General features: G+C 61.9%; 29 protein-coding genes. 8 read left to right on the top strand and 21 right to left on the bottom strand.

The features are described 5' to 3' along the window. Positions 1-16: 16 nt before the first annotated feature. Both NLY43_RS00700 and NLY43_RS00695 read left to right on the top strand, forming a co-directional pair. Positions 17-1,240, top strand: coding sequence for a bifunctional 2-C-methyl-D-erythritol 4-phosphate cytidylyltransferase/2-C-methyl-D-erythritol 2,4-cyclodiphosphate synthase (locus NLY43_RS00700; protein ID WP_023710531.1), 1,224 nt, complete (start codon positions 17-19; stop codon positions 1,238-1,240). Then, on the top strand, positions 1,237-1,746 hold the full coding sequence (locus tag NLY43_RS00695) for a CinA family protein (RefSeq protein ID WP_023682551.1): 510 nt from the start codon (positions 1,237-1,239) through the stop codon (positions 1,744-1,746). The genes NLY43_RS00700 and NLY43_RS00695 overlap by 4 nt, the downstream gene beginning before the upstream one ends. Here the strand turns inward: NLY43_RS00695 and NLY43_RS00690 are convergent. The 12 genes from NLY43_RS00690 to eno form a co-directional block, all read right to left on the bottom strand. After that, positions 1,722-2,183 (bottom strand): type II toxin-antitoxin system RatA family toxin, encoded by a 462-nt coding sequence (locus NLY43_RS00690; RefSeq protein ID WP_023710532.1) that lies wholly within the window; start codon positions 2,181-2,183, stop codon positions 1,722-1,724. The two genes, NLY43_RS00695 and NLY43_RS00690, sit on opposite strands and share 25 nt — an antisense overlap. A gap of 11 nt (positions 2,184-2,194) precedes the next feature. Further along, the gene (gene lipA / locus NLY43_RS00685) at positions 2,195-3,160 is read right to left on the bottom strand and encodes a lipoyl synthase (protein WP_023688453.1); all 966 of its coding nucleotides are present in this window, start codon (positions 3,158-3,160) and stop codon (positions 2,195-2,197) included. Positions 3,161-3,368: 208 nt separating this feature from the next. Next, positions 3,369-3,626 (bottom strand): GlsB/YeaQ/YmgE family stress response membrane protein, encoded by a 258-nt coding sequence (locus NLY43_RS00680; protein WP_023668920.1) that lies wholly within the window; start codon positions 3,624-3,626, stop codon positions 3,369-3,371. A 102-nt stretch (positions 3,627-3,728) separates the two neighbouring features. Continuing rightward, entirely contained in the window at positions 3,729-5,177 is a 1,449-nt protein-coding gene (gene lpdA, locus NLY43_RS00675; RefSeq protein ID WP_023710533.1) for a dihydrolipoyl dehydrogenase, read from the bottom strand. Between the two features lie 21 nt (positions 5,178-5,198). Further along, positions 5,199-5,840, bottom strand: coding sequence for an SGNH/GDSL hydrolase family protein (locus NLY43_RS00670; RefSeq protein WP_023682555.1), 642 nt, complete (start codon positions 5,838-5,840; stop codon positions 5,199-5,201). Beyond that, on the bottom strand, positions 5,837-6,256 hold the full coding sequence (locus NLY43_RS00665) for a hypothetical protein (protein WP_023710534.1): 420 nt from the start codon (positions 6,254-6,256) through the stop codon (positions 5,837-5,839). Before NLY43_RS00665 ends, NLY43_RS00670 begins: the two co-directional genes overlap by 4 nt. A 12-nt stretch (positions 6,257-6,268) precedes the next feature. Next, the gene (locus NLY43_RS00660) at positions 6,269-7,690 is read right to left on the bottom strand and encodes a pyruvate dehydrogenase complex dihydrolipoamide acetyltransferase (protein ID WP_023710535.1); all 1,422 of its coding nucleotides are present in this window, start codon (positions 7,688-7,690) and stop codon (positions 6,269-6,271) included. A 2-nt stretch (positions 7,691-7,692) separates the two neighbouring features. After that, positions 7,693-7,998 (bottom strand): hypothetical protein, encoded by a 306-nt coding sequence (locus NLY43_RS00655; RefSeq protein WP_023714177.1) that lies wholly within the window; start codon positions 7,996-7,998, stop codon positions 7,693-7,695. 26 nt (positions 7,999-8,024) lie between these two features. Next, a complete protein-coding gene (locus tag NLY43_RS00650) occupies positions 8,025-9,446 on the bottom strand; it encodes a pyruvate dehydrogenase complex E1 component subunit beta (RefSeq protein ID WP_023710536.1) in 1,422 nt (473 codons plus the stop codon). A 15-nt stretch (positions 9,447-9,461) separates the two neighbouring features. After that, positions 9,462-10,508: a pyruvate dehydrogenase (acetyl-transferring) E1 component subunit alpha gene (gene pdhA, locus NLY43_RS00645; protein WP_023682559.1), complete on the bottom strand. Its 1,047-nt coding sequence runs from the start codon at positions 10,506-10,508 to the stop codon at positions 9,462-9,464. A gap of 195 nt (positions 10,509-10,703) precedes the next feature. Further along, complete coding sequence (locus NLY43_RS00640) at positions 10,704-11,027, bottom strand: FtsB family cell division protein (protein ID WP_023688447.1); 324 nt, start codon at positions 11,025-11,027, stop codon at positions 10,704-10,706. Between the two features lie 138 nt (positions 11,028-11,165). Then, positions 11,166-12,440: a phosphopyruvate hydratase gene (gene eno / locus NLY43_RS00635; RefSeq protein ID WP_023682561.1), complete on the bottom strand. Its 1,275-nt coding sequence runs from the start codon at positions 12,438-12,440 to the stop codon at positions 11,166-11,168. Between the two features lie 103 nt (positions 12,441-12,543). Here eno and NLY43_RS00630 point away from each other — a divergent pair, with 103 nt between their 5' ends. Both NLY43_RS00630 and NLY43_RS00625 read left to right on the top strand, forming a co-directional pair. After that, positions 12,544-14,124, top strand: a complete 1,581-nt coding sequence (locus NLY43_RS00630) for a glycoside hydrolase family 19 protein (RefSeq protein ID WP_198025446.1) — start codon at positions 12,544-12,546, stop codon at positions 14,122-14,124. Between the two features lie 109 nt (positions 14,125-14,233). Next, positions 14,234-14,356: a hypothetical protein gene (locus NLY43_RS00625; RefSeq protein ID WP_023688444.1), complete on the top strand. Its 123-nt coding sequence runs from the start codon at positions 14,234-14,236 to the stop codon at positions 14,354-14,356. 83 nt (positions 14,357-14,439) lie between these two features. On the opposite strand, the gene NLY43_RS00620 is transcribed toward NLY43_RS00625, so the two are convergent. The 6 genes from NLY43_RS00620 to NLY43_RS00595 form a co-directional block, all read right to left on the bottom strand. After that, positions 14,440-14,805 carry a PRC-barrel domain-containing protein gene (locus NLY43_RS00620; protein ID WP_023668909.1) on the bottom strand — a complete coding sequence of 122 codons (366 nt, stop codon included), beginning with the start codon at positions 14,803-14,805 and terminating at the stop codon, positions 14,440-14,442. A gap of 84 nt (positions 14,806-14,889) precedes the next feature. Continuing rightward, on the bottom strand, positions 14,890-15,093 hold the full coding sequence (locus NLY43_RS00615) for a dodecin family protein (protein WP_023668908.1): 204 nt from the start codon (positions 15,091-15,093) through the stop codon (positions 14,890-14,892). A 97-nt stretch (positions 15,094-15,190) separates the two neighbouring features. Then, the gene (gene kdsA, locus NLY43_RS00610) at positions 15,191-16,069 is read right to left on the bottom strand and encodes a 3-deoxy-8-phosphooctulonate synthase (protein WP_031199053.1); all 879 of its coding nucleotides are present in this window, start codon (positions 16,067-16,069) and stop codon (positions 15,191-15,193) included. After that, complete coding sequence (locus NLY43_RS00605; protein ID WP_023710538.1) at positions 16,066-16,938, bottom strand: VOC family protein; 873 nt, start codon at positions 16,936-16,938, stop codon at positions 16,066-16,068. The genes kdsA and NLY43_RS00605 overlap by 4 nt, the downstream gene beginning before the upstream one ends. A 55-nt stretch (positions 16,939-16,993) precedes the next feature. Then, positions 16,994-17,284: a Dabb family protein gene (locus tag NLY43_RS00600; RefSeq protein WP_023682566.1), complete on the bottom strand. Its 291-nt coding sequence runs from the start codon at positions 17,282-17,284 to the stop codon at positions 16,994-16,996. Between the two features lie 113 nt (positions 17,285-17,397). Then, positions 17,398-17,532: a hypothetical protein gene (locus NLY43_RS00595; protein ID WP_023688440.1), complete on the bottom strand. Its 135-nt coding sequence runs from the start codon at positions 17,530-17,532 to the stop codon at positions 17,398-17,400. Positions 17,533-17,791: 259 nt separating this feature from the next. Between NLY43_RS00595 and NLY43_RS00590 the strand changes: the two genes are divergently transcribed. After that, positions 17,792-19,042 carry an SAM-dependent methyltransferase gene (locus tag NLY43_RS00590; protein ID WP_023710540.1) on the top strand — a complete coding sequence of 417 codons (1,251 nt, stop codon included), beginning with the start codon at positions 17,792-17,794 and terminating at the stop codon, positions 19,040-19,042. A gap of 60 nt (positions 19,043-19,102) precedes the next feature. Here NLY43_RS00590 and NLY43_RS00585 read toward each other — a convergent pair whose 3' ends face one another. Continuing rightward, positions 19,103-21,082, bottom strand: a complete 1,980-nt coding sequence (locus tag NLY43_RS00585) for a bifunctional 2',3'-cyclic-nucleotide 2'-phosphodiesterase/3'-nucleotidase (protein ID WP_023710541.1) — start codon at positions 21,080-21,082, stop codon at positions 19,103-19,105. 141 nt (positions 21,083-21,223) lie between these two features. Next, positions 21,224-22,489 carry an NAD(P)/FAD-dependent oxidoreductase gene (locus NLY43_RS00580; protein WP_023710542.1) on the bottom strand — a complete coding sequence of 422 codons (1,266 nt, stop codon included), beginning with the start codon at positions 22,487-22,489 and terminating at the stop codon, positions 21,224-21,226. Positions 22,490-22,667: 178 nt separating this feature from the next. Here NLY43_RS00580 and NLY43_RS00575 point away from each other — a divergent pair, with 178 nt between their 5' ends. Together NLY43_RS00575 and NLY43_RS00570 are read left to right on the top strand one after the other, a co-directional pair. Next, the gene (locus NLY43_RS00575) at positions 22,668-23,351 is read left to right on the top strand and encodes a 5-formyltetrahydrofolate cyclo-ligase (RefSeq protein WP_023710543.1); all 684 of its coding nucleotides are present in this window, start codon (positions 22,668-22,670) and stop codon (positions 23,349-23,351) included. 78 nt (positions 23,352-23,429) lie between these two features. Continuing rightward, positions 23,430-23,843: a hypothetical protein gene (locus NLY43_RS00570; RefSeq protein ID WP_031202102.1), complete on the top strand. Its 414-nt coding sequence runs from the start codon at positions 23,430-23,432 to the stop codon at positions 23,841-23,843. On the opposite strand, the gene NLY43_RS00565 is transcribed toward NLY43_RS00570, so the two are convergent. After that, positions 23,840-24,313, bottom strand: a complete 474-nt coding sequence (locus NLY43_RS00565; RefSeq protein WP_023668897.1) for an Lrp/AsnC family transcriptional regulator — start codon at positions 24,311-24,313, stop codon at positions 23,840-23,842. The genes NLY43_RS00570 and NLY43_RS00565 overlap by 4 nt on opposite strands. Before the next feature lie 155 nt (positions 24,314-24,468). On the opposite strand from NLY43_RS00565, the gene ald reads away from it, so the two are divergent. Then, a complete protein-coding gene (gene ald, locus NLY43_RS00560; RefSeq protein ID WP_023713244.1) occupies positions 24,469-25,584 on the top strand; it encodes an alanine dehydrogenase in 1,116 nt (371 codons plus the stop codon). Positions 25,585-25,630: the final 46 nt, after the last annotated feature.

Raw genomic sequence — 25,630 nt, 5'->3', positions numbered from 1 at the left:
GACTAAGCCTCTCGGCATGACAGACGCAAGCGAAAAACCGGCCGAGGCGACGACCGACAAGGTCGGCGTGGTCATCGTTGCAGCCGGCCGCGGCGCGCGTGCCGGACAGGCCGACGGGCCGAAGCAATATCAGCGCATCGGCGGCCGTGCCGTTATCGCGCGCACGCTGGAGACTTTCCTGGCGCATCCCGAAATTGGTCCCGTCGTCGTCGCGATCCATGCCGATGACCACGCGCTTTTTGACAAGGCAGCCGGCGTATATGCCGAGCGGGTTACCGCCGTGGTCGGTGGCGAGTCGCGCCAGGCCTCGGTCCGGCTCGGCCTGCTGGCGCTGAGGGACCGTACGCCCGGCCGTGTCCTTGTCCATGACGCAGTGCGGCCCTTTGTCGACGCGGCCCTGATCGACCGCACCATTGCGGCCATTGGCGAGCGCCAGGGCGCGCTGCCCGCTTTGCCCGTCGCCGATACGCTGAAGCGCGAGTCGGGCACCGGCATGATCGAGGAGACGGTGCCAAGGGCCGGCCTTCATGCCGCGCAGACGCCGCAGGGCTTTCCGTTCTGGCCGTTGCTCGCCGCGCATGAAAAGGCCCATCATCTCGGCAAGGCGGATTTCACCGACGATGCCGCGATCGCCGAATGGGCGCATATTCCGGTGAAAATCGTCGAGGGATCACCGGACAATGTCAAATTGACCTGGGCAAGGGATATCGCGATGGCGGATCAACGGCTTACTGGCGAGCGTTTTCCAGACATTCGCACCGGCAATGGCTATGACGTGCACGCCTTCGAGGCTGGCGACCATGTCACTTTGTGCGGCGTCGCCATCCCGCACGGCAAGAAGCTTTCGGGCCATTCGGATGCCGATGTCGGCCTGCACGCGCTGACCGATGCGCTGCTCGCCACTTGCGGCGCCGGCGACATCGGCACGCATTTCCCGCCTTCCGATCCGCAATGGAGGGGCGCGGCGTCGAAGATCTTCGTCGAGCATGCGGCCAGGTTGGTGCGCGAACGCGGCGGCCGCATCGCCAATGCCGACATCACGCTGATCTGCGAGGCGCCGCGCGTCGGCCCGCATCGCGAGGCCATGACCAACGCGTTGTCGGCGATACTGGGCATTTCCAGCGATCGCATCTCCATCAAGGCGACGACCAACGAAAAACTCGGCTTTGTCGGCCGCGAGGAAGGCATCGCCGCCATCGCCACAGCCAGTGTCGTCTTCCCCGGGGAGGTTCCCGCATGAACAACAGCGATCTTGCCAACGCCCTGCTCCAGGTCTGCCAGCAGCGCGGCATCATGCTGGCGACGGCCGAGAGCTGCACCGGCGGCATGATCATCTCGGCACTGACCGACATTGCCGGCTCGTCCGCTGTCGTCGATCGCGGCCTCATCACCTATTCCGATGAAGCAAAGATGGAGATGCTCGGCGTCTCGCCCGCCACACTCGAGGCGCATGGCGCCGTCTCGCGCGAAACGGTTCTGGAGATGGCGGCGGGCGCTCTGGCGCGCTCGCGCGCCGGGCTGGCGCTTGCCGTCACCGGCATTGCCGGCCCAGGCGGCGGTTCGCCGGAAAAACCGGTCGGCCTCGTCTGGTTCGGAGTTGCCCTAAGACGTGGGCCGGTGGCTGCCGAGCTCAATATGTTTGCCGACAATGGCCGCGACTTCATCCGCCGCGAGACGGTCAAGCATGCGCTGGAGATCGGGCTGCGCGCGCTCGGCGACACTCATGAGATGGGCGTCGTTCCGTAGATGACGTCCGCACGTTTTTCGAAGGCTTCGGAAAACATGCGGAAGGCGCGATCGAACATGGTGCCCATCAACACGCCGAGGATACGGCTCTTGAACTCGTAGTCGATGAAGAAGCGAACGTTGCAGCCGCCGCCGTCGGCCGGCTCGAAGCGCCAGATATTGCTTAGATATTTGAACGGCCCATCGATGTATTTGACGTCGATTGTGTTCTCGTCCGGCTTCAACAGCACCTGCGTCGTAAAGGTCTCGCGGATCGCCTTGTAGCCGATGCTCATATCGGCGAGGAGAATGGTGCGGCCATCACGCTCCTTGCGAGAGCGCACCGTCAGCGCCTCGCAAAGCGGCAGAAATTGCGGATAGGTCTCGATATCGGCGACCAGAGCAAACATCTGCTCCGGCGTGTGGGCAACGCGGCGTGTGGCTTCGAATTTCGGCATTGAAGCAGGATTTAACTGGCTTTTTTGAGCTGCGCCTCACGCGCCGCCCGCAGCCTGGCGAAATCGTCACCGGCATGATGCGAGGAGCGCGTCAGCGGGCTCGACGCCACAAGCAGGAAACCCTTGGTCTTGCCGATCGTCGCGAAGGAGTTGAACTCCTCCGGCGTGACGAAGCGGATCACCGGGTGGTGTTTCTTCGACGGCTGCAGATACTGGCCAATGGTCATGAAGTCGACATTGGCCGAGCGCAGGTCATCCATCAGTTGCAGGATCTCGTTCCGCTCTTCGCCGAGGCCGACCATGATGCCGGACTTCGTGAAGATCGACGGGTCGAGCTCCTTGACCCGCTGCAACAGCCGGATCGAGTGGAAATAGCGGGCACCCGGCCGCACCGTCAGATAGTTCGACGGCACGGTTTCGAGATTGTGGTTGAAGACATCGGGCTTGGCCGCCACGACGATCTCCAGCGCGCCTTCCTTGCGCAGGAAATCGGGCGTCAGGATTTCGATCGTGGTCAGAGGTGTCGCTGCCCGGATCGCCCGGATAACCTCGGCGAAATGCTGCGCGCCGCCATCGGCGAGATCGTCGCGGTCGACCGAGGTGATGACGACATGGGTCAGCCCCATCTGCTTGACGGCATGCGCGACACGCGCCGGCTCATCGGCATCGAGCGCGGTCGGAATGCCGGTGGCGACATTGCAGAAGGCGCAGGCGCGCGTGCAGATCTCGCCCATGATCATGAAGGTGGCGTGCTTCTTTTCCCAGCACTCGCCGATATTGGGGCAGCCGGCCTCTTCGCACACCGTGACCAGCTTGTGCGACTTCACGATCTCGCGAGTTTCGGCATAGCCCTTCGACATCGGCGCCTTGACGCGGATCCAGTCGGGTTTGCGCAGCACGTCCTGATCAGGCTTGTGTGCCTTCTCGGGGTGCCGCAGGCGCGGCGCGTTGGCGATCGTGTCGAGAACAGTGACCATCTCAAACCTGACTTGTTGGCGTCTGCCCGTCGGCATTCGCCCTTCTGGCGTCATCTAGGACTTTTCGGTGCAAAGAAAGAGGCTGCGGCGGCGCATGCCGCCACAGCCTTTTTCGCATAGCGGGGATCCAGAGCAATTCCAGGAAAAGTGTGACACGGTTTTCCGTCCGGAATTGCGTCAGAAGAACGAGATAAAACGGCGAGCCGTTTTATCGGCGAATGAGCCGCCCGGCAAAGATCAGCAGGCAGGCGCCGATGAAGCCGGTGATCAGATAGGCGAGCCAGCCGACACCGAAGGGTTCGATGTTGAGCGCCCTGAGAATTGCGTTCAGCACCACCGCGCCGACAATGCCCATAATGATGTTCATCAAGACGCCGGTATTGCTCTTCATGACCATCTCGGCCAGCCACCCGGCCAAACCGCCGATGATGATGGCCGCAATCCAGCCCACGCCATTCACGTCCATATGCCAACTCCTCCAGTGTCAGGTGAAAATGCATCCGGAAACGAACTGTCTTGCCGTAAGGTTCCTCCGGCGCATGCGTCTGAGTCTCGCGGCACCAATTTATCACGCGTTGAGCGCACGGCCATAGGCATCGAGCACGCTTTCCTTCATCATCTCCGACAGCGTCGGATGCGGGAAGATGGTGTGCATCAGCTCTTCCTCGGTGGTCTCCAGGTTCATCGCCACGACAAAGCCCTGGATCAGCTCCGTCACCTCGGCGCCGACCATATGCGCGCCGAGCAGCTGGCCGGTCTTCTTGTCGAAGATGGTCTTGATGAAGCCCTGGTCCTCGCCAAGCGCGATCGCCTTGCCGTTGGCGCCGAACTGGAAACGGCCGACGCGGATGTCCTTGCCTTCGGCCTTGGCCTTGGCTTCGGTGAGCCCGACCGAGGCGACCTGCGGGTTGCAATAGGTGCAGCCCGGGATCTTCAGCTTGTCTGTCGCATGCACGCCGGGGAAATTGGCGATCTTCTCGATGCAGACCACGCCTTCATGCTCGGCCTTGTGGGCGAGCATCGGCGGTCCGGCGACATCGCCGATAGCGTAGATGCCGGGAACGTTGGTCTTGCCATAGCCGTCAATGACGACGCAGCCGCGATCGGTCTTCACGCCGACCGTCTCGAGGCCGAGATTATCGATGTTGCCCTGCACGCCGACGGCCGAGATCATGCGGTCGGCGGTGATCTTCTCGACCTTGCCGTCCTTCATCTCGACATAGGCGGTGATCGAGTTGGCACCCTTCTCGACCTTGGTCACCTTGGCCTCGAGGATGATTTTCATGCCCTGCTTCTCGAACTGCTTCTGCGCGAATTTCGAGACCTCGGCATCCTCGACCGGCATCACCGCCGGCAACAGCTCGACCACCGTCACCTCGGCGCCCATGGTGCGGTAGAAGGAGGCGAACTCGATGCCGATGGCGCCCGAACCCATGACCAGCAGCGACTTCGGCATCTCCTTCGGCACCATCGCCTCGAAATAGGTCCAGATCAGCTTGCCGTCCGGCTCGATGCCGGGCAGCGCGCGCGGCCGGGCGCCGGTGGCGAGAATAATGTGCTTGGCGGTATAGGTGCCCTCGCCCTTGACGCCCTTGGGCACCGGCGGCTGCGGCTCCATCGGTTTCTTGGCCGTCTTGGAGACGACGATTTCACCCGGCTTGGAGAGCTTGGCCTCGCCCCAGATAACGTCGACCTTGTTCTTCTTCATCAGGAAGGCGACGCCGCCATTGAGCCTCAACGACACTTTGCGCGAGCGGTCGACGACAGCGGCCGTGTCGGCGCTGACCTTGCCGCCTTCGAGCTTCAGGCCGTAGTCCTTCAGATGATCGGAATAGTGCATGATCTCGGCCGAGCGCAGCAGCGCCTTGGTCGGGATGCAGCCCCAGTTGAGGCAGATGCCGCCGAGATGCTCGCGCTCGACGATCGCCGTCTTGAAGCCGAGCTGGGCGGAGCGCACCGCCGTGACATAGCCGCCGGGGCCTGAGCCGATGATTATGACGTCGTAGGATTCAGCCACGGGGTTTCTCCCTGATTTTCTCTAGAGTTCCAGCATCACACGCACCAATGGCGCCAATGCGTCACCTATATTGCGCGTGTTTTCGGCATCGAGATGGACCCCGTCGATCGGTGTGGTCTCGGCCACCGTGCCGGCATCGAAAAAGCCGCAGCCGGCCTCGTCGGCGAGCGCGGAATATTGCGGCGCCAGCCGCTTCGAGGCCTCGTCGCCGCCGGCAAACATTTCCTTGAATTCGGCATTGTCGGTGCGGCTGACCGCTGGTGGCGCGACGATCAGGATTTGCGGCGCGGCCCAGTCGAACGGATAATCGTGGCCGCGCACGATGTCGATCAGCCGCTGCACCCCCTGCTTGGCCGCGACCGGATTGCCGTGGATCCAGGGCTTCATGTCGTTGGCGCCGAGCATGATGATGATCAGGTCGAGCGGCGCATGGCTGGTCAGGATCGTCGGCAGCACCTTGGCGCCATTGCGGTCGGCACCAGCCAGGTGATCGTCGAAAGCCGTGGTGCGGCCGTTCAGACCTTCGGCAATGACTTCGATATCATCGTCGCCCAACGCCGCCTTGAGCACGCTCGGCCAGCGATCTTCCAGCGCATGACGCCCGAGGCTCGCCGCGTCATAGCCCCAGGTCAGGGAATCGCCGTAGCAGAGGATCGTCTTCATGCACCCGCACCCGCCTCCGCCCTAAGCCCGCGCCGCACGCGCCATCCCACGAACAGCCACTGCACGATAACCGTGGCGATGCTTGGCAAAATCAGACCGGCGACAACAGGGAGATCGCCCGACCACTGGGCTTTGCCCGGCGGCTGAGAGAAGGTCCAGGCAATCAGCCCGATCCCGGCCAGCACGAACAACGCAACCCCAACAAGCCCCGTCAGATTGATCGCCCTTTGTAGGTTTGGCACCAATTGCGCGATGAAAAACGCCACCGTCGCAACGATAGAGACCAGCGCCGAGGCCATGAAGACAAGGATGAATTCCGAGTTCGCATTGGTGGCGATTGCCAGCCACAGCGCCACCAGCCCGCCGGCCAGGCCGGAAAGGATCAGGGCGAAAAGGCTGGTGACGAATTTCCGCACAGCCTTTCCTTCCTAGACCAGCATGCCCATCGGGTTTTCGATCATGCGCTTGAAGGCGACCAGAAGTTCGGCGCCAAGCGCACCGTCGACGGCGCGGTGATCGGTCGACAGCGTCACCGACATGATATTGGCGATTTTGATCTCGCCATTCTTGACCACCGGCCGCTGCTCGCCCGCACCCACCGCCAGGATCGTCGCATGCGGCGGGTTGATGACGGCGGCAAAGTCCTTGATGCCGAACATGCCGAGATTGGAGACAGCCGTCGTGCCGCCTTGATATTCCTCAGGCTTCAGCTTGCGGCTGCGGGCACGGCTCGCCAGATCCTTCATCTCGTTGGAGATAGTGGACAGCGTCTTTTCGTCGGCGTGGCGGATGATCGGCGTGATCAGGCCGCCGGGGATTGACACGGCAACGCCGACATCGGCGTGCTTGTGCTTGACCATGGCGCTTTCGGTCCACGATGCATTGGCATCCGGCACCGCCATCAGCGCCATCGCCATCGCCTTGATCACCATGTCGTTGACCGAAAGTTTGTAGACGGGAGCCTCGCCCTTGTCGGTCTTCTTCGTCGGAGCAGCCGCATTGATCTGTGTGCGCAGCGCCAGCAGCGCATCGAGCTCGCAGTCGAGCGTCAGGTAGAAATGCGGGATGGTTGTCTTGGCCTCGACCAGGCGGCGCGCAATGGTCTTGCGCATATTGTCGTGCGGGACGAGCTCATAGGACCCTTCGGCAAACAGCTTCAGCACCTGTTCGTCCGACATCGCCTTGGGTGCCGCAGCCGGAGCCGCAGGTGCCGGAGCGCCGGCAGGTGCGGCTTTCGCGGCCGGTGCAGCCTTGGCGCCACCGCCGGCAATCGCCGCCTCGACATCGGCCTTGACGACACGGCCATGCGGGCCGGTGCCACTCACAGCGGACACATCGACGCCGGCGTCCTTGGCTATGCGCCGCGCCAGCGGCGAGGCGAAAGTGCGCTCGCCTGACGATTGGCTGATCTCCCCCCTTGTGGGGGAGATCGCCGGCAGGCCAGAGGGGGGCGCGACAGACTGAGAGGTCGGCGGGACAGCGCCCCCCTCTGTCGACTTCGTCGACATCTCCCCCACGGGTGGGGAGATTGACGCCTTATCCTGCTTGGCATCGGCTTTCGCGGGCGCGGCATCGCCACCACCCTTTGCCGCCGCCCCTGCATCCTCGCCTTCGCCGGCGAGAATGGCGATCAGCGCATTGACCTTGACGCCTTCGGTGCCGGCCGGAACGACCAGCTTGGCGACCGTGCCCTCATCGACGGCCTCGACTTCCATCGTCGCCTTGTCGGTCTCGATCTCGGCGATCACGTCGCCCGGCGAAACCTTGTCGCCCTCCTTGACCAGCCACTTGGAAAGATTGCCCTCTTCCATCGTGGGCGAGAGTGCCGGCATGGTGATGTTGATTGGCATAGTTACTCTCCCTGCAAGCCAGCCGGGCTAACCACGGCAAGTTCTAGACGTTTGCCTTTGAATTCCTTGCCAATCGATCGGGCCAAGAAGAAATTCAAACAAAGGAATGATGCTACAAGCCCAAGGCATGCTCCCCCAACAGAGCTCAGTACCTGAATTGCCTCATGGCGAAGTCCAAAAAAACCGCCAATGAACCCAATGACGAACCCAACAATCGCGCCAGCAACAAATCCACAAGCGATACTAGACAGGAAGCTCCGCCAAAATAGAGACCAAGCTATTCTCCTCACATCTGCCATCGTCGCCATTTCTGCCTCCCCCGCAAGAAAGACCGTCAGCGATACGTGACGGCTTTGACCGCCTCTATGACCTCGCCGACATTGGGCAAAGCCAGCTTTTCGAGGTTCGCTGCATAAGGCATCGGCACGTCCATGCCGGCGATGGTGATGACCGGCGCGTCGAGGAAATCGAAGGCGCGCTGCGAAACCTGGTTGGCGATGTGGTCGCCGACCGAGTTCTGCGGGAAACCTTCTTCCACCACGATCAGGCGGTTGGTCTTTTTCACGGAGGCAATGACGGTGTCGAGGTCGAGCGGGCGGATGGTCCGGAGATCGATGATCTCGGCATCGATGCCCATGCCGCGCAGTTCGGCTTCCGCCTTGATGGCATAGGTCATGCCGATGCCGAACGAGACGATGGTGACGTCCTTGCCCTGCTTGTGAATGCGCGCCTTGCCGATCGGCAGCACGAAATCATCGAGCTTCGGCACGTCGAAGGACTGGCCGTAGAGGATTTCGTTTTCAAGGAAGATGACCGGGTTCGGATCGCGGATCGCCGCCTTGAGCAGGCCCTTGGCGTCGGCAGCCGTGTACGGCATCACCACCTTCAGGCCGGGAATATGGCTGTACCAGGCGGCATAGCACTGCGAATGCTGGGCGCCGACGCGGGCGGCCGCACCGTTCGGTCCGCGGAACACGATCGGTGCGCCCATCTGGCCGCCCGACATATAGAGCGTCTTGGCCGCGGAGTTGATGATCTGGTCGATCGCCTGCATGGCGAAGTTGAAGGTCATGAACTCGACGATCGGCTTCAGGCCGGCCATCGCCGCACCGACGCCGACGCCGGCAAAGCCGTGCTCGGTGATCGGCGTGTCGACGACGCGGCGCGGCCCGAATTCCTGCAGCAGCCCTTGCGTGATCTTGTAGGCGCCCTGGTATTCCGCGACCTCCTCGCCCATGACGAAGACATCGCCGTCGCGGCGCATTTCTTCAGCCATGGCATCGCGGAGCGCTTCGCGCACCGTGGTCGAGACCATCTCGGTGCCGGCGGGAATATCCGGATCGGCGGCAGGTTTGGCCGCCGGAGCGGCGGGAACTGCCTTCGGAGCCTCGCCGGCATCCTGGGGAGCCGCTTTTGTACCTTCCTCGGCTGCATCGGTCCGCTGACCGCCAGCGGAAACGGCATCCTGGGTGGAGGCAGGCTTGCCGCTCTTTTCGACATCGCCTGCACTTTCACCGTCCTGCAGCAACACGGCGATCACCGCGTTGACCTTGACGCCTTCGGTGCCGGCGGGAACCACGATCTTGCCGATCGTGCCTTCATCGACGGCTTCGACTTCCATCGTCGCCTTGTCGGTTTCGATCTCGGCGATGACATCGCCGGCGACGACCTTGTCGCCCTCGTTCTTCAACCATTTGGAAAGATTGCCCTCTTCCATGGTCGGCGAGAGAGCGGGCATGAGAATTTCGATCGGCATGTCCTTGCCCTCCCGTTACAATACGATGTCGGTCCAGAGCTCGGACGGATCCGGCTCTGCGTCGTGCTGGGCAAATTCGGCGGCGTCGGCGACGATGTCGCGGACTTCCTTGTCGATGTTCTTGAGTTCGTCCTCGGTCGCCCACTTCTTGGCCGTCAGCCGCGCCTTGACCTGCTCGATCGGATCATGATCCGAGCGCATCTTCTGCACTTCTTCCTTGGAGCGGTATTTTGCGGGATCCGACATCGAGTGACCGCGATAGCGATAGGTCTGCATCTCGAGGATGATCGGACCGTTGCCGGCACGGCACCATTCGGTCGCCTGATCGCCGGCGGATTTGACCGCACGCACATCCATGCCGTCGACCTGAATGCCGGGAATCTTGAACGAGGCGCCGCGATGCGAAAAATTGGTTTCGGCCGACGAGCGCGACACCGAAGTGCCCATGGCGTAGCGGTTGTTCTCGATGATGTAGATCACCGGCAGCTTCCACAGCGAGGCCATGTTGAAGCTTTCATAGACCTGACCCTGGTTGGCAGCGCCATCGCCGAAATAAGTCAGCGACACATTGTTGTTGTCGCGGTAGCGGTTGGCGAAGGCGAGACCGGTGCCGAGCGAGACCTGCGCGCCGACAATGCCGTGGCCGCCGTAAAAATGCTTCTCCTTGGAGAACATGTGCATGGAGCCGCCCTTGCCCCTCGACAGGCCACCACGGCGTCCGGTCAGCTCTGCCATGACGCCGCGCGGGGAAAGTTCCATCGCCAGCATGTGGCCATGGTCGCGATAGGCGGTGATCATCTGGTCGCCGTTGATCAGCGACATCTTCATGCCGGTGACGACCGCTTCCTGGCCGATATAGAGGTGGCAGAAGCCGCCGATAAAGCCCATGCCGTAGAGCTGGCCGGCCTTTTCCTCGAAGCGGCGGATAAGCAGCATGTGCCGGTAGGCGGCAAGCTCCTCGTCCTTGGTGAAGTCAGCCGGCTTGGGGGCGGAAAGCCCCGTTGATTTGGCGGACGTCGATTTAACGGATTTGGCAGGCGCTTTTTTGGCGGCGGTGGCCATGCATCACTCCCTGTTGGCGTCTCTTTGCGGACACTAAAGCAGACCATGTCTGCTCCGGGGAGGATCAGCTCCTCCCCACCGATTGGAGGGAAGCTAACATGCGAGACCGCGTTTCGCCATGCAGAAAAATGCATGGCTGGCATGCGCCTAAACGCCCAGAATCATTAGAGATAACAGCGATTAACTGAAACTTGGTTATTTCGAATTGGCCGGCAGCATGATGGTGATTTCATCGGGCTGGGACAGATTGAGCGCCCGGCGTGCCTGCTCGTCGAGCATATCCTTTTCAAGCGTACCCTCATGCATCAGCTGGACACGCCGCTCCAGATCGACCCGGCGCGCCTTGATGGCATCGTACTTGGCCTGCAATTCGATGGTCTGCGCTTCGAGCTGATATTTGGAATTGATGCCGAACTCGCCATGATAGGCATGGAAGCCGAAATAGGCCAGGAACGCCACGCAAAGGGACGGGATGATCAGCCGGCCGGTGTTTCTCTGCTTGTGCTGGCGTGTCCACATGGTCGCAATCCTTTGACCGCCATTTGTCGCTCGATTGTGCTTAATGGACGGTTACGGACAGGTGCATTAGCCAGCGGCCGCAACGAAAAAGGGCGGGAAAATCCCGCCCTTCCATCGTTTTCGCCAGTTCGGCAGAATTTAGGCTTTGACCACCGACTTGCCAGCGTAGCGCGCCTGCTTGCCGAGCTCTTCCTCGATGCGGATCAGCTGGTTGTACTTGGCCATGCGATCCGAGCGCGACAGCGAACCGGTCTTGATCTGCCCGCAATTGGTGGCGACGGCGAGGTCGGCGATGGTCGAATCCTCGGTTTCGCCCGAACGGTGCGACATGACGGCTGTGTAGCCTGCCTTGTGCGCGGTCTCGACAGCGTCGAGCGTTTCGGTGAGCGAGCCGATCTGGTTGACCTTGACCAGGATCGAATTGGCGACACCCATGCGGATGCCGTCGCGCAGCCGCGCCGTGTTGGTGACGAAGAGGTCGTCGCCAACCAGCTGCGTCTTGTTGCCGATCAAATCGGTCAGGTACTTCCAACCCTCCCAGTCGTCCTCGGCCAGGCCGTCCTCGATCGAGATGATCGGATAGTCGGCGGCGAGCTTGGCCAGGTACTTGGCCTGCGCCTTGGGATCGCGGGTCTTCTTCTCGCCCTCATAGACGTAATTGCCGTCCTTGAAGAATTCGGTCGCCGCACAGTCGAGACCGAGCGCGATCTCCTCGCCCGGCTTGAAGCCGGCCTTCTCGATCGATTCCATGATGAAATCGAGCGCCACCGGCGCACTCTTCAGATTGGGCGCGAAGCCGCCTTCGTCGCCGACATTGGTGTTGTGGCCGGCATCCTTCAGCTTCTTGCGCAGCGTGTGGAAGATTTCGGAGCCCCAGCGCACGCCTTCGCGCAGCGTCGGCGCGCCGACCGGCAGGATCATGAATTCCTGGAAATCGATCGGATTGTCGGCATGCGCGCCGCCGTTGATGATGTTCATCATGGGCACCGGCAGCAAATGCGCCTTGGTCCCGCCGACATAGCGGTAGAGTGGCAGGCCGGCGGCTTCCGCTGCTGCCTTGGCGACCGCCAGCGAAACGCCGAGAATGGCGTTGGCGCCGAGCCGGCTCTTGTTGGGCGTGCCGTCGAGCTCGATCATGGTCTGGTCGATGTGGATCTGGTTTTCGGCTTCCATGCCGCCGATCGCCTCGAACAGCTCGCCATTGACGGCCTCGACCGCCTTGAGCACGCCCTTGCCGAGATAGCGGGCGCCACCGTCGCGCAGTTCGACGGCCTCATGCGCGCCGGTCGACGCGCCCGACGGCACGGCGGCGCGGCCCATCGAGCCGTCTTCGAGAACGACGTCGACCTCGACGGTCGGATTTCCACGGCTGTCCAGGATTTCACGCCCGACAATGTCGATGATGGCGGTCATTGCGATGTCCCCGATTGATCGATTGAAAGCGTCGCGCCCCTCTTAGCCAAAGTGCCGCAAAAGGCAATCAGGAATGGCATGAAATAATAGTGACGATCGCCCCATGCGCTCAGGCCGTGGGGCATGGGCGACGCCATCTGAACGCAAACAGCCCGCCCTGACGTCATATGTCTGGCGCCGCATGGGGCGGGTGCCCCTCCCCTTTGATCGCGGCAATCCCTTATCACAAAATACCAGGCGGCACGCAAACTCCAGCAGATGCTTCAAAAGAGGCTACCGCCAACGTGACAAACTTCACAATGCAGAGAATTCGAAGATGTTAGCGTCACATCTACAACGCGAACTATTTGGCGACCACAGTGAAATCAACAAACTTGAACTCTTTGGGGAGGCGGCAATGGCAGCGATTTCAGGCACTGGCTGGGAACTTCTTATTAGCCGCAGAGTCGAGCATATGAGGGGCACCAGACGCAGGACGGTTGGTACCTATAAAGTCTTCCACAACGGCACGGCAGTAACGGGTCTATCGGGGTTCGTGTGTGAATCTCGCGGCCCTGGCGACAATTCCAAAGAAGACAATGGCAGGCGCATCGAGCCCGGCACCTATCCACTGGCGACACAGGCCGGAGGCAAATATGTGACCATAGGCTACACTGGCGCCAAGACGCCACCCAAACCTGGACTCGAACTGCTGAAGACCAACAAGCGCACCGAAATCCTGATCCATCCGGGCGTCAATTTCCTGTCCAGCGTCGGATGCATCAACCCGACGAAGAAGGTGAGTGGTCCGCTTTCCGACATGGATTTCACGGAGAGCCGGACACGCGTAATCGCCCTCATTGACGATCTGAAAACCTTTGCCGGCGGTGGCTTCCCGAAAAGCAACGGCAAGCGAATTCCCAATGCTTCGGTGGTCGTCGAAGGCGAACCGGTGCTGTCGACCGAGAGTGTCGAGAGCGTGCTCGAAGCGGTTGCGGGCGATCCGAACAAGGGTTTGCCGGCAGCGGTCTTCCAGAAATTCGCGCCGAGACCGGCAAGCGGTTCCAAGCGAACAATCTATGACGGTTACATCGGCGCCTTTACCTCCGACAAGGGCCTCAAGACACTTGGCGATCATGGCGTGTGCAACAATTATGATCGGCTGATGCATTTCTTCGCTCAAGCGGCGATGGAAACCGGTGGCTTCACCCTCATTCGCGAATCCCTGACCTACACGACCGTGGCGGCAATCCGGAAAGCATGGAGGTCGCGAGCCGCGGGCAAGACCGATCAGTGGATCGAGGACAACCTGCTGCGCAAGCCGCAAGCCCTGGGCGACTGGGCCTATGGCGGGCGGATGGGCAATGTGAAAGGAACGTTGGACGGCTTCAATTTCCGCGGCGGCGGTACGTTCCAGACCACCGGGCGCGACGCGTACACGGCCAAGGGCAAGCTCGCCAAGGTTGAACTCGCCAATCATCCTGAACTGATCGAGGATCCACAGATTTCGCTGCTCGCAGCTTGCGCCGAATGGAAAGGGTCAGGCTGCAATGCCTTTGCCGATGCCGGCCTGATTAAAAAGATCTCGCGCGCGATCAACGTCGGCAACGCCAATTCGACCACGCCGGCCAATGGCGAAGCGGATCGGATCGCCTGGCATGAGAAGGTTTTCAAGGCGGTCAAGAATGCCGGACTCCTCGGCTGAGCATGCCTCGGATCACGTTCGACAACACCACGTCATCATAATTCAGAGATAACAATCTCTGTGTCGACTAGGATGGTGATGCGCGGGGCGAAACAGGAGGAGTTTCGCCATGTCCGAGTTGAGCGGTATCGTGAGTTTGTTCCTGATCGCGGCGGCGTTCCTGACGTCGTGCGATACGCAGCAGCCGCCAAAGGCGGCGACGCAGCTGTCCACGCTTTACGCAGCAGAATAATTTAGAAACTGTCGGATTGCACTGAAAAGGCCCCCGTTTCGGAATTTCGGGGGCCTTTTCACGTCAGGCGTCAGCGCAGCTGATCAATGCCAATACGGCGTGACCTTGTAGTAATCATAGGAAGCATCACGTGCGGCCTCGCCATCGGCGCCGGCCAGTTCATTGATCGAATAGGCGGGTGCTGCCTTCAGCTGCTCCTTCGAGAACGGCACGACATAGCCGCCCTTGTCCTCGTCATAGTCGAGGCTCGCCCACGGAATGGCGTGATACTTCTCGCCAATGCCGAGAAATCCACCGAACCCGATCACCGCGAACATGATGCCGTTCGACGTCTTGTCGAGCATGATGTCCTCGATGCTGCCGATGCTCGTGCCTTCGGTGTTGTAGACCGACGTGCCGATGACGCGCGAAGCGGCGATGGCTTCGGTGTGGCCTGTCTGGGTGGTCATGGCTGCTGCTCCTCATGTCGTTGATCGATACTTTGACAATGAGGGGCGCGGGCGAAAGTTCCCGTTTTTTCGAGCGGCGGGCGGTTACTCCGCGAGGATGAACGTCACCTTCATGTTGACGCGATAGGCCGCGATCCTGCCGTCCTCGACGACGATCTTCTGGTCCTGGATCCAGGCGCCTTCGACGTTCTTCAGGGTCTTTGAGGCGCGCTCAATCCCCTTCTCGATGGCGTCCTGAAAGCTCTTTTTCGACGACGACGTGATTTCGGTGACGCGGGCGACGGACATGGCTTCCTCCTGCCAAGACGCTCATTTGCAGCAGCGAGCCTACAGCCGGCTTATGCCTTCCACAAGCAGGGCAGCGCGCGCGCCATAGCCGAAACCATCAGCCTCGGTTCAGGTCAGCAGCATTCTTGGCGATGCGGTCGAACGCCATCAGTCTTTCGAGCAGCGCCGGCATGTCCTTCAGCGGCAGCATGTTGGGCCCGTCGGAGGAGGTCGAATTGTCGGGATCCTGGTGGGTCTCTATGAACACGCCGGCGACGCCGACGGCAACGGCAGCCCGCGCCAGCGTCTCGACAAAGCGGCGCTCTCCACCGGAGGAACCGCCCTGCCCGCCTGGCTGCTGCACCGAATGGGTGGCGTCGAAAATCACCGGCGCGCCGATCTCGGCCATCACAGGCAAAGCCCGCATGTCCGACACCAGCGTGTTGTAGCCGAAAGACGCGCCGCGCTCGGTGGTCAGCACATTGAGGTTGCCCGAACCGGTGATCTTGGCCACCACGTTCTTCATATCCCAAGGCGCCAGGAATTGCCCCTTCTTGACGTTGATCACCTTGCCGGTCTTGGCGGCGGCGACCAGCATGTCGGTCTGGCGCGACAGGAACGCCGGAATCTGCAGCACATCGACATGGTGTGCGACGATCGCGCACTGCTCCTCGGTGTGGACATCGGTCAGAATGGGAACCGAAAATTCCTTGCGCAACTCGTCGAACACCGGAAGCGCCGCGTCCATGCCGGCGCCGCGCGTTGCCGACAGCGAGGTGCGGTTGGCCTTGTCGTAGCTGGTCTTGTAGACGAGGCCGATGCCGAGCTTGCCGCTCAGTTCCTTCAGCGCGCCGGCCATGTCGAAAGCGTGCTGGCGCGATTCGAACTGGCACGGGCCGGCGATCAACGCCAAGGGCCCGCTGTTGTCGAAGACGACGTTGCCGACGGTTACCGACGAATTCGGCGCCAGCGAATTGGGCCCTTGCGGCTTGCTCATGGGGTCTCCCGGAAGATGAAAGCCGCGCCCTGTCCGGATGCCGGCTGCACGACGATTTCGTTGCCCGCTATATCGTGCCCGACGGCGTTGTCTGCAAGCAGCCTCGCGACAGCGCCGACACTGCGGACTGAAAAGACAATCGCGGCGAAGCGAACTCTTGTCGGCGCACCGGCCGGAATGTCGAAGCGCGCGGTGAAAGCCGCAGGATCCAGAACGGTCAGACGCGCATTCGGCAGGTCGAAGACCGCGCTGCTCTGCTGCTCCGGGCCAACCACTGTCGAGATCAGGCTGATCTGCGTGGAAGGCGCGTCGCTGACCGCGACGATTTCGGCAATGCCGGTCACGCCGTTGGCATGGGCCTGCAGTGCCGTACGGTCGATTTGAGGGGCGTTGATCCGCTCGCAAGCGAACAGAAAGGCGTCCATCGTCTCGGCGCCGGCGGCGAAAGCCAGTTTGAACGAGGCCATGTCGCTCTTTCCGGCCGTGTCGGTGAAGGCGCGGGAAAAGCTCAGTACGTCTCCCGCCGACAGGCCGGCTTTGATAAAGCGCGCATGGTCCGCATCGGCATCGTCGGTGGCCAGCACCACGGCGGAAAAGCCCTCATCGCCCAGCCTGGCGCGATAGAGCCGGTCGCGCGCGACAAAGACATTGCCACCGGCAAATGCCTCGTCTGCAGCCTGTTCATTCCCGACCGCCAGCGGTTCGAGATAGGTGCCGTCGGCAAGGAAGACGCAGCAATTTTCGGTGCCGAAAGGGTGGATGCCGGTTGGTGCGACGATGAAGCCAAGCGATGTCAGCCGCGCCCGCGCCACGGCGAGGCTCGCCGTCGGCAACACAAGATGGTCAAGCGGATGGATCGTGCTGGTCATGCCGGCGCGGTGTGCATCATTCCGGAAATCGGTTCAAGGCCTCTTGCCAGCCCGATCAGGCCATCGCCACGACATCGGCCGAATAGCGCAATTCGCGCAATGGTTTGACCCGGCTGGTCGTCTCGGCATAGAGCGGGTGCGCCTTGTAGGCGGCAAGCGCGGCATCATCCTCGAACTCGGCATAGACGACCACGTCGATCGCATCCGACAGCGGATCGACCTTGGTGTTGAGCGTCACCTCGAAGAGGCTTGAATGCGGGATCTTGCCCAGCGCGAGCAAGCCCGTGCGCACGGCCTCGACATCGTCCTTGCGCCGCGCGCTGAAGAAAACGATATGCCGGATCACGCCTGCCTCCACGTTCGATTTGCGGCATGTTTTGTGTGAGCGGGACCGTCGCGTCAACCGCCACGATGTCGCGCCCGGCAATGCCGGCAGCGACTTTGCAGAGGCGCAAAAAGCTAGGCTTTGCCGGTGACGTAGCGCACGACGCGCGACATCTCCCTGACCGTCGTGTCGAGATAGCGGCCCTGATTATAGAGGCCGTCCCAGATCAGGAAAAAGGCGATGGCGACGATGACGATGACATAACGCATGGCTGAAACTAACGTATGTGGCTGTTCGTAACCATAGCGATTTCACCGAGGGCCGCGCTCTCCCGCGGATTCTGGCCTCAGGCCGGCAAGCTGGGCCAGCGCCGCGCGAAGCTTGCCTCTTGAAGTTTCGGCCAATGCCATGGAAGATTGTGGCGAAAATTCACGCAGGCAGCGGCATTCGCGCCTGGCGAATGAAAAGTGGAGGATGTGGGGGCCGGCAGATCTTGCGCCGCCCCGCGGAAGTCCAGGGGGGTGTGAGATGGCTGTCAGGGAATACAAAGGCATCGGCGACGCCATCAGGCTGGACGAACTCAATTTCGCCGAGATCGTCAAGGGCCTGCCGGCCAAGGCGCGCATGGTGCTGTCGGCGGCGATGAAATTGCCGCGCGGTTCGCTGAAGGTGAGGATGCCGGATGGCCGGGCGGTGCTTGTCGGCGGCAATGGACCCGGGCCGGATGCCGAACTGGTGTTGAAGAACTGGCGCCTGCCCGGCCGTGCCTTTTCCGGCGGCACCATCGGCGTTGCCGAATCCTACATGGACGGCGACTGGGAAAGCCCTGATGTAACCAGCTTCCTCGAATTGTTCGTTGTCAACTCGGCCGTTGGCGAACGCATTGCCGGCGGCGCCAGCTGGCTCATCAACACGGTCCAGCGCATCCGCCACTGGTTCAACGAAAACACCCGCACAGGCTCGAAGCGCAACATCTCGGCGCATTACGATCTCGGCAACGCCTTCTACAAGCAATGGCTCGATCCCAGCATGACCTATTCGTCGGCGCTCTATGCGACCGGCGCCAACGACCTGGAAAGCGCTCAGGCCGCCAAATACCGCGCGCTGGCCAAGGATACGGGTATCGGCAAGAAGGACCATGTGCTCGAGATCGGCTGCGGCTGGGGCGGTTTTGCCGAATTTGTCGCGCGCGAGATCGGCTGCCGCGTCACCGGCCTGACCATCAGCCGCGAACAGCACGATTTCGCCAAGGCGCGCATCCAGAAGGCGGGACTGTCTGACAAGGTCGACATCAAGCTGCAGGATTACCGAGACGAAACGGGCACTTACGACCGCATCGCCTCGATCGAGATGTTCGAGGCGGTCGGCGAAAAATATTGGCCGGTATTTTTCGGCAAGATGAAGGCATGCCTGAGGCCCGGCGGCACCGCCGGCCTGCAGATCATCACCATCAACGAGGCCGCTTACGACACCTATCGGGCGCGGCCGGATTTCATCCAGCGCTATGTCTTTCCAGGCGGCATGCTGCCGACGCCGTCGATCCTGAAGACGCTGGGCAGCGACCATGGCCTTGCCCATCTGCGCGAGCGCGTCTTTCCGGACGACTATGCCCGCACGCTTGCCGAATGGCGCAACCGCTTCTGGGCGTCGTGGGAAAAGATCGTCCCGCTCGGCTTCGACGACCGCTTCAAGAAGCTTTGGGAATTTTATCTCCACTATTGCGAAGCCGGCTTTAGAGCCAGCTACATCGACGTGCGCCAAGTGGTCTACAAAGCCTGATCCGAAGCGTGATTGAGCGGGCGTATGCCCGCTCGTTTTCCCTGTTAGCTGCACGTTGCCTCAAAGCAGGATGCGATACTTCGCAAACCCGGATTCGCCCTCGCCGGCCGGCTCGATCTTGAGCGATTTCACTCCCGATATGAAATCCTTCGCTTTGGGGCCGGTCTCGAACACGACGCTGGTGCCGGGCAGCGGCGTGAACGACCAATTGTCGTCGGCCGAGGGGTTGATCGTGCCTTCGCTGACGACGTAGCGCACGATCACGTCGCGGTTGGTGTCCGGCGCCTCGTAGATGATCTTCGAGGCATTGATGTCGGGGAAATTGCCGCCACCGCCGGCGCGGTAATTGTTGGTGGCGACGACGAATTTCGCTGCCGGATCAATCGGCTTGCCGTCGAAGCTGAGGCCGACGATGCGGTTCGAGCCGGCATTGGCGACGCCACCCTTGGCATCGTATTTCGGCAGCTGCGACAGGTCTATTCCGTAGCTGACGCCATCGATCACATCGAAATTGTAGGACGGGAATTCGGTGTCGATGAGCGCCTGGTCGGCCTTGCCCGGCTCGATCTTCCTGAAAATGCCGGCCGACATTTCCAGCCATTCCTTCACTTGCGCGCCGGTGATTTCGACGGCGCGCACCGTGTTCGGATAGAGATAGAGGTCGGCGACGTTCTTGATGGCGATGTCGCCCACCGGCACGTCGGTATAGTAGTCGGCGCCGTTGCGCCCGCCGGCCTTGAAGGGTGCTGCCGCCGACAGCAGCGGCACATCCTTCCACTGCGTGCTCTTCAATATGTCCATGAGGTACCAGCTCTGCGCCTGGTTGACGATCTGCACCGACGGATCGTCGGCGACCAGCGCGAAATAGGAATAGAGCGGCGCCGAGGTCTTGCCGACCGGTCGGCGGACATAGGCAAGTGTCGCCTCATGGTCCGCCTTCAGCGCATCGACGACGCGCTGGTCGTCCGCCACCGTCGGCTTGTTTGCCTTGTCGACGCGCTCGTAGATCGGCCTTGCCTCGGATGTGGCCGAGGCTACGCGCCATTTCGATCCGTCCCGTTCCAGAAGCAGATCGATCAGTCCCATATGCGAGCCCCAGAAACCGCCCATCACGGCGGGCTTGCCCTGCAGCGTGCCTTTCTCGGTGTCGACGCCTTCGAGCGCCTGAAAATCCTTCTTGCCGGGGAAGACCAGATGCTGATGGCCGGTGAACACCGCATCGATGCCTTCGACGCCGGCGACGAAGAAGGAGGCGTTCTCCATGCCGTCGCCCTGCTTGATATCGATGCCGGAATGCGAGAGCGCGATGACGATGTCGGCGCCCTCCTCCTTGATCTGCGGCACCCATGCCCTGGCCGCCTCGACGATGTCGCGCGTCCTGACATTGCCTTCCAGGTTCTTCAGGTCCCAGACCATGATCTGCGGCGGCACGAAGCCGATGATGCCGATCTTGATCGGCTGCTCGGCGCCCGACCCGTCCTTGATCTTCTTGTCGAGGATGACATAGGGCTTGAGGTAGAGCTTGTCGTCGCGCGGGTTGGCGGCAAGCTCGGTGCCGCGGATCAGATTGGCGCAGACGAACGGGAAATTGGCCCCGGCCAGCACCTTGTCGAGGAACGACAGGCCGTAATTGAACTCGTGATTGCCGAGCGTCGAGCATTCATAGCCCAGCAGGTTCATGCCCTTCATGATCGGATGCAGATCGCCTTCCTTGAGGGCCTTCTCATAGGCGATGTAATCGCCCATCGGATTGCCCTGCAAAAGATCGCCATTGTCGATCAGCATCGCATTGGTGGCTTCCTTGCGCACCGCCGCGATCAGTGAGGCCGTCCGCGACAGGCCCATCGTGTCGTTGGCTTTGTCTGCGTAGTAGTCGTAAGGCAGCACATTCACATGGATGTCGGTGGTCTCCATGATCCTCAGATGCGCTTGATTGGCCTGCGCGCGGGCGGAAAACGGATGCAGCATGATCAGCGCCCCGCTGGCGGCCGCACCGGCAAGCAAACTACGGCGGGAGACGGGGTAGTTGAGATGCGGCATTGGTTTTCCTTCCCAGCGACGTGACAAGATCCCAGCCCCGGGCGGAAGCTTCGCGCCGAAAACCGGCCATGTCCATCGGGAAGTCAGTCGATCAGCAAAAGGTGACGGCTGGATGAATATCCTTGGCCGCGGTTGAGAACCTCAGCCCTTGTTATCATCGCCCTGGGTGATCAGCCGCGCGCTGCGCTGGCCGGTGAAATAGATCCATAGCCAGCTAAGCGACACCGAGAGCCGGTTGCGAAAACCGATCAGGAAGTAGATATGCGCCACGCCCCACAGCCACCAGGCAAGCCATCCCGTGAGCTTGATCGAGCCGAAATCGATCGCGGCTGCCCACTTGCCGATCGTCGCCAGGTCGCCGGCATGTTTGTAGCGGAAAGGGCGCGGCGCGCTATCGCCGGCCAGCCGCGCCCTGATCGTCGCGGCAACATGCTTGCCCTCCTGCTTGGCGGAGGGCGCCACGCCTGGCACCGGCTTGCCGTCCAGCCGCAAGACATGCGCTGTGTCGCCGACGACGAAGATCTCCGGACTGTTCGGCACGGTCAGATCGGGCTCGACCATTACCCTGCCCGCCCGGTCCACCGGCGCGCCCAGCCACTCTCCCGCGGGCGAAGCCGCTACGCCGGCGGCCCACAGGATGGTTCGCGCCGGCAGATGCGTCTCGCCAAAGACGACGCCTTCGGCATCGAGGCGCGTGACGGCGCGGCCAAGCTCGACCGTGACGCCCCGCCGCTCCAGCGCCTTGCGCGCATAGTCGGACAGCTTTGGCGCGAAATTGGCTAGGATCCTGTCTCCGGCCTCCACCAGCACCACACGCGCCTCACGCGTGTCGATGTTGCGGAATTCGCCGCGCAGCGTTTCATGCGCGAGTTCGACAATGGTGCCGGCAAGCTCCACGCCGGTCGGGCCGCCGCCGACGATGACCAGTGTCAGCAGTGCCTGGCGCTTGGCCGGATCGGTCTCGCGCTCGGCCTGCTCGAAGGCGAGCAGGATGCGCCGGCGAATGGTGGTTGCGTCTTCAAGCGTCTTCAGCCCGGGCGCGAAAGGCTCCCATTCGTCGTGGCCGAAATAAGCATGACGCGCGCCGGTGGCGAGCACCAGCGTGTCGTAGGGAACAGAACTGCCGTCCTCAAGCAGCACGCGTTTGCCTGGACGGTCGACGCCGGTGACGTTGCCGAGCAGGGTCGTCACGTCCTCGCGCTTGCGCAGCAGATGACGGATCGGCCAGGCGACTTCCGAGGTCGCCAGCGAGGTGGTCGCCACCTGGTAGAGCAGCGGCTGGAAAAGGTGATGGTTGCGCTTGTCGATCATGGTGATGCGCACGGGTGCGCCGGCCAGCGCCCGGGTGAGTTCGAGACCGCCGAACCCTGCGCCGACGACAACGACATGATGGCTGGTTTCACTCATCGCATTCACCCCTATTTGTCTCCCTTTATCTAGTGATTTTTGTGCACCGCAACAATGTCGCGGCGAGCTAGATTGCCGCTTAAGGCTGCCCAGGACTCGTTGCCGGATGTCGCGAATGCCTATGTCGGCAAGCATGGACGGGTATAGCCTTGCAGGGCTGGAACCACGGGAGTGAAGCATGGCCAACGACGATGACAAAGATGGCAAAGGGCGGGCGCAATATTCTTCGCCGCCTTGCTTCATGCACGAACTCGATCCGGAATTTCGCGCGCCATTGACCGACTGGACCGATGTGCGCCGTTGGCGCAAGGCCGAGCGCGAGCGTCTGATCGCGGCACGGTTGGCGGTTTCCGCCGATGCGCGGGTGGCGATGTCGCGGGCTATCGCCGAAGGGCTCGACGCGGCAATCGGCGACATTGCCGGCCGCATGGTCAGCCTCTATTGGCCGTTTCGCGGCGAGCCGGACCTGCGGCCGTGGATGGCGTCGATCAACGAACGCGGCGGCCGCACGGCGCTGCCCATCGTGATCGAGAAAGGCCAGCCGCTGATCTTCCGCGCTTATGTACCCGGCGACCGGCTGGAAAAAGGCATCTGGAACATCCCGATCCCGGCCGAAGGCGAGCCGGTGCTGCCCGACATCGTCATCTCGCCGATCGTCGGCATCGACCCGCGAAACTACCGCCTGGGCTATGGCGGTGGCTTCTTCGACCGCACGCTGGCTGCCATGCCGTTCAAGCCATTAGTCATCGGCGTCGGCTACGAACTGCAGCGCATAGCCACCATCTACCCGCAGCCACACGACATCCCGATGGACCGGCTCGTCACCGAGGCCTCCGCCGTATTGCAGCGCAGTGTCACCTGACAAAAATCCGACTTGGTCGATAAATAATCTTCAAAAAGGAACACGCTGCGGAGAACCGTTTCGACAACGGATGACAAGATGATCGGACGAACCATAGCGGCTGCCCTTGCAATTGCGTTCTCCCTTTCGCCCTCGCATGCGCAACCACAGCATCGTTTGCCGAGCGGTTATAAATGGGGCCGCTGCCTGCTTGTTGTTGACGGTCAGACCCGCATATCCGGAAGATGCTCCTATCAAATCGAGACGGGCGGCGATTTTAACATCCAGGGACGCAAGCAAGTTTTTGCAGGGATCGACTATCCTGATCCGCATAGTGGCGCTGGCGAAATGTCCAAAGATTACTGGGCGGTTGTCTACAAGGACGGTGATATCTGGGCAGGCTATGCGAACTCGGACATTCCCGAAACTCACGGGGATGAACGTTGGGAAGAACTTCGCCGCGAAGGCGCGTGCTATATCGGAAAGAACATCCGTATATGCCTTTGGCGTTAAGCCAGTTCCGGCTTCATGCCCATGGCCGTGCGATCGACGATCTCGCGCAGGGCAAACGACGAATTGATCTTGGTCACGTGCGGCATCGCCGACAGCCATTCCTTGTGGATGCGCTCATAGTCGACTAGGTCCTTGGCGGCGATGCGCAGGATATAGTCATATTCGCCCGACATCAGGTGGCAGGACAGCACATTGGGGCAGCGCTTGATCGCCGCCTCGAAATCCGACAGCGTCTTTTCGAATTGTCCCGACAGCGATATGTGCACGATCGCCGTCATCTGGTGGCCGAGCGCTGCGTTCGAAAGCCGGGCGTGATAGCCGCGGATGGTGCCGGATTTCTCCAGATTGTCGAGCCGGCGCGAACAGGCCGACTGCGATAGGCCGACCCTTTCGGCGAGCGCCGCATTGGGTATGCGGCCATCCTTCTGCAGTGCCTCGAGAATGGCGATATCGATCCTGTCGAGCGGCATTTCTCGTGATTCCTGCGAAATTTCCTTGATTTCGCGCAACGATTATCGAAACGCGTGACCCCGCGCAAGCGCATTCGCAAACACCTGCGCAACGATTCGTGGTTCACTCGGGTGATACAGGGAACGAGCCCGAAGGGCCGGATCAGGAGAAGACTATGCGCGTCGGCTGCCCCAAGGAAATCAAGAACCACGAATACCGCGTCGGCTTGACGCCGGGCTCCGTCCGCGAATATGTCGCGCATGGCCATGAAGTGCTGGTCGAAAGCGGCGCCGGCGCCGGTATCGGCGCCGATGACAATGCGTATCGCGCCGCCGGCGCCACTATTGCCAAGAGCGCCGCCGACGTGTTCGCCAAGTCCGACATGATCGTCAAGGTCAAGGAGCCGCAGCCCAACGAATGGGCGCAGCTGCGCGACGGCCAGATCCTCTACACCTATCTTCACCTGGCCCCGGATCCGGAGCAGACCAAGGGCCTGCTCGCGTCCGGCGTCACCGCAATCGCCTATGAGACCGTAACCGACGACCGCGGCGGCCTGCCGCTCTTGGCGCCGATGTCGGAAGTTGCCGGCCGCCTGTCGATCCAGGCCGGCGCGACCGCGCTGCAGAAGGCCAATGGTGGCCGCGGCGTGCTGCTCGGCGGCGTGCCCGGCGTACTGCCCGGCAAGGTCACGGTGCTCGGCGGCGGCGTCGTCGGCCTGCATGCCGCCCGCATGGCGGTCGGCCTCGGCGCCGACGTCACCATCATCGACCGCTCGATCCCGCGCCTGCGCCAGCTGGACGACCTCTTTACCGGCCGCGTCCACACCCGCTACTCCACAGTCGAGGCGCTTGAGGAAGAATGCTTCTCGGCCGACATCGTCGTCGGCGCCGTGCTCATCCCGGGTGCTGCTGCACCCAAGCTGGTGACCCGCGAAATGCTGTCGGGCATGAAGAAAGGCTCGGTGCTGGTCGACGTCGCTATCGACCAGGGCGGCTGCTTCGAGACTTCGCACGCCACCACCCATGCCGAGCCGACCTATGAGGTCGACGGCGTGATCCATTACTGCGTCGCCAACATGCCGGGCGCCGTGCCGGTGACCTCGGCGCACGCGCTCAACAACGCGACGCTGCATTATGGCCTGCAGCTGGCCGACAAGGGCCTGAAGGCGCTGGTCGACGACCACCATTTGCGCAACGGCCTCAATGTCCACAGGGGCAAGATCACCAATCGCGCCGTCGCCGAAGCACTCGGCTATGAGCTGGTCGAACCGAAAGTGGTTCTGGCGGCCTGACCAGACCTGGCATTTTTGCCTCCCTCACCCGCCGGTTGTGCCGGCG

It is taken from the genome of Mesorhizobium sp. C416B (assembly GCF_030323165.1).
GTDB lineage: Bacteria > Pseudomonadota > Alphaproteobacteria > Rhizobiales > Rhizobiaceae > Mesorhizobium.
This window is presented reverse-complemented; position numbering and strand designations above follow the sequence as displayed.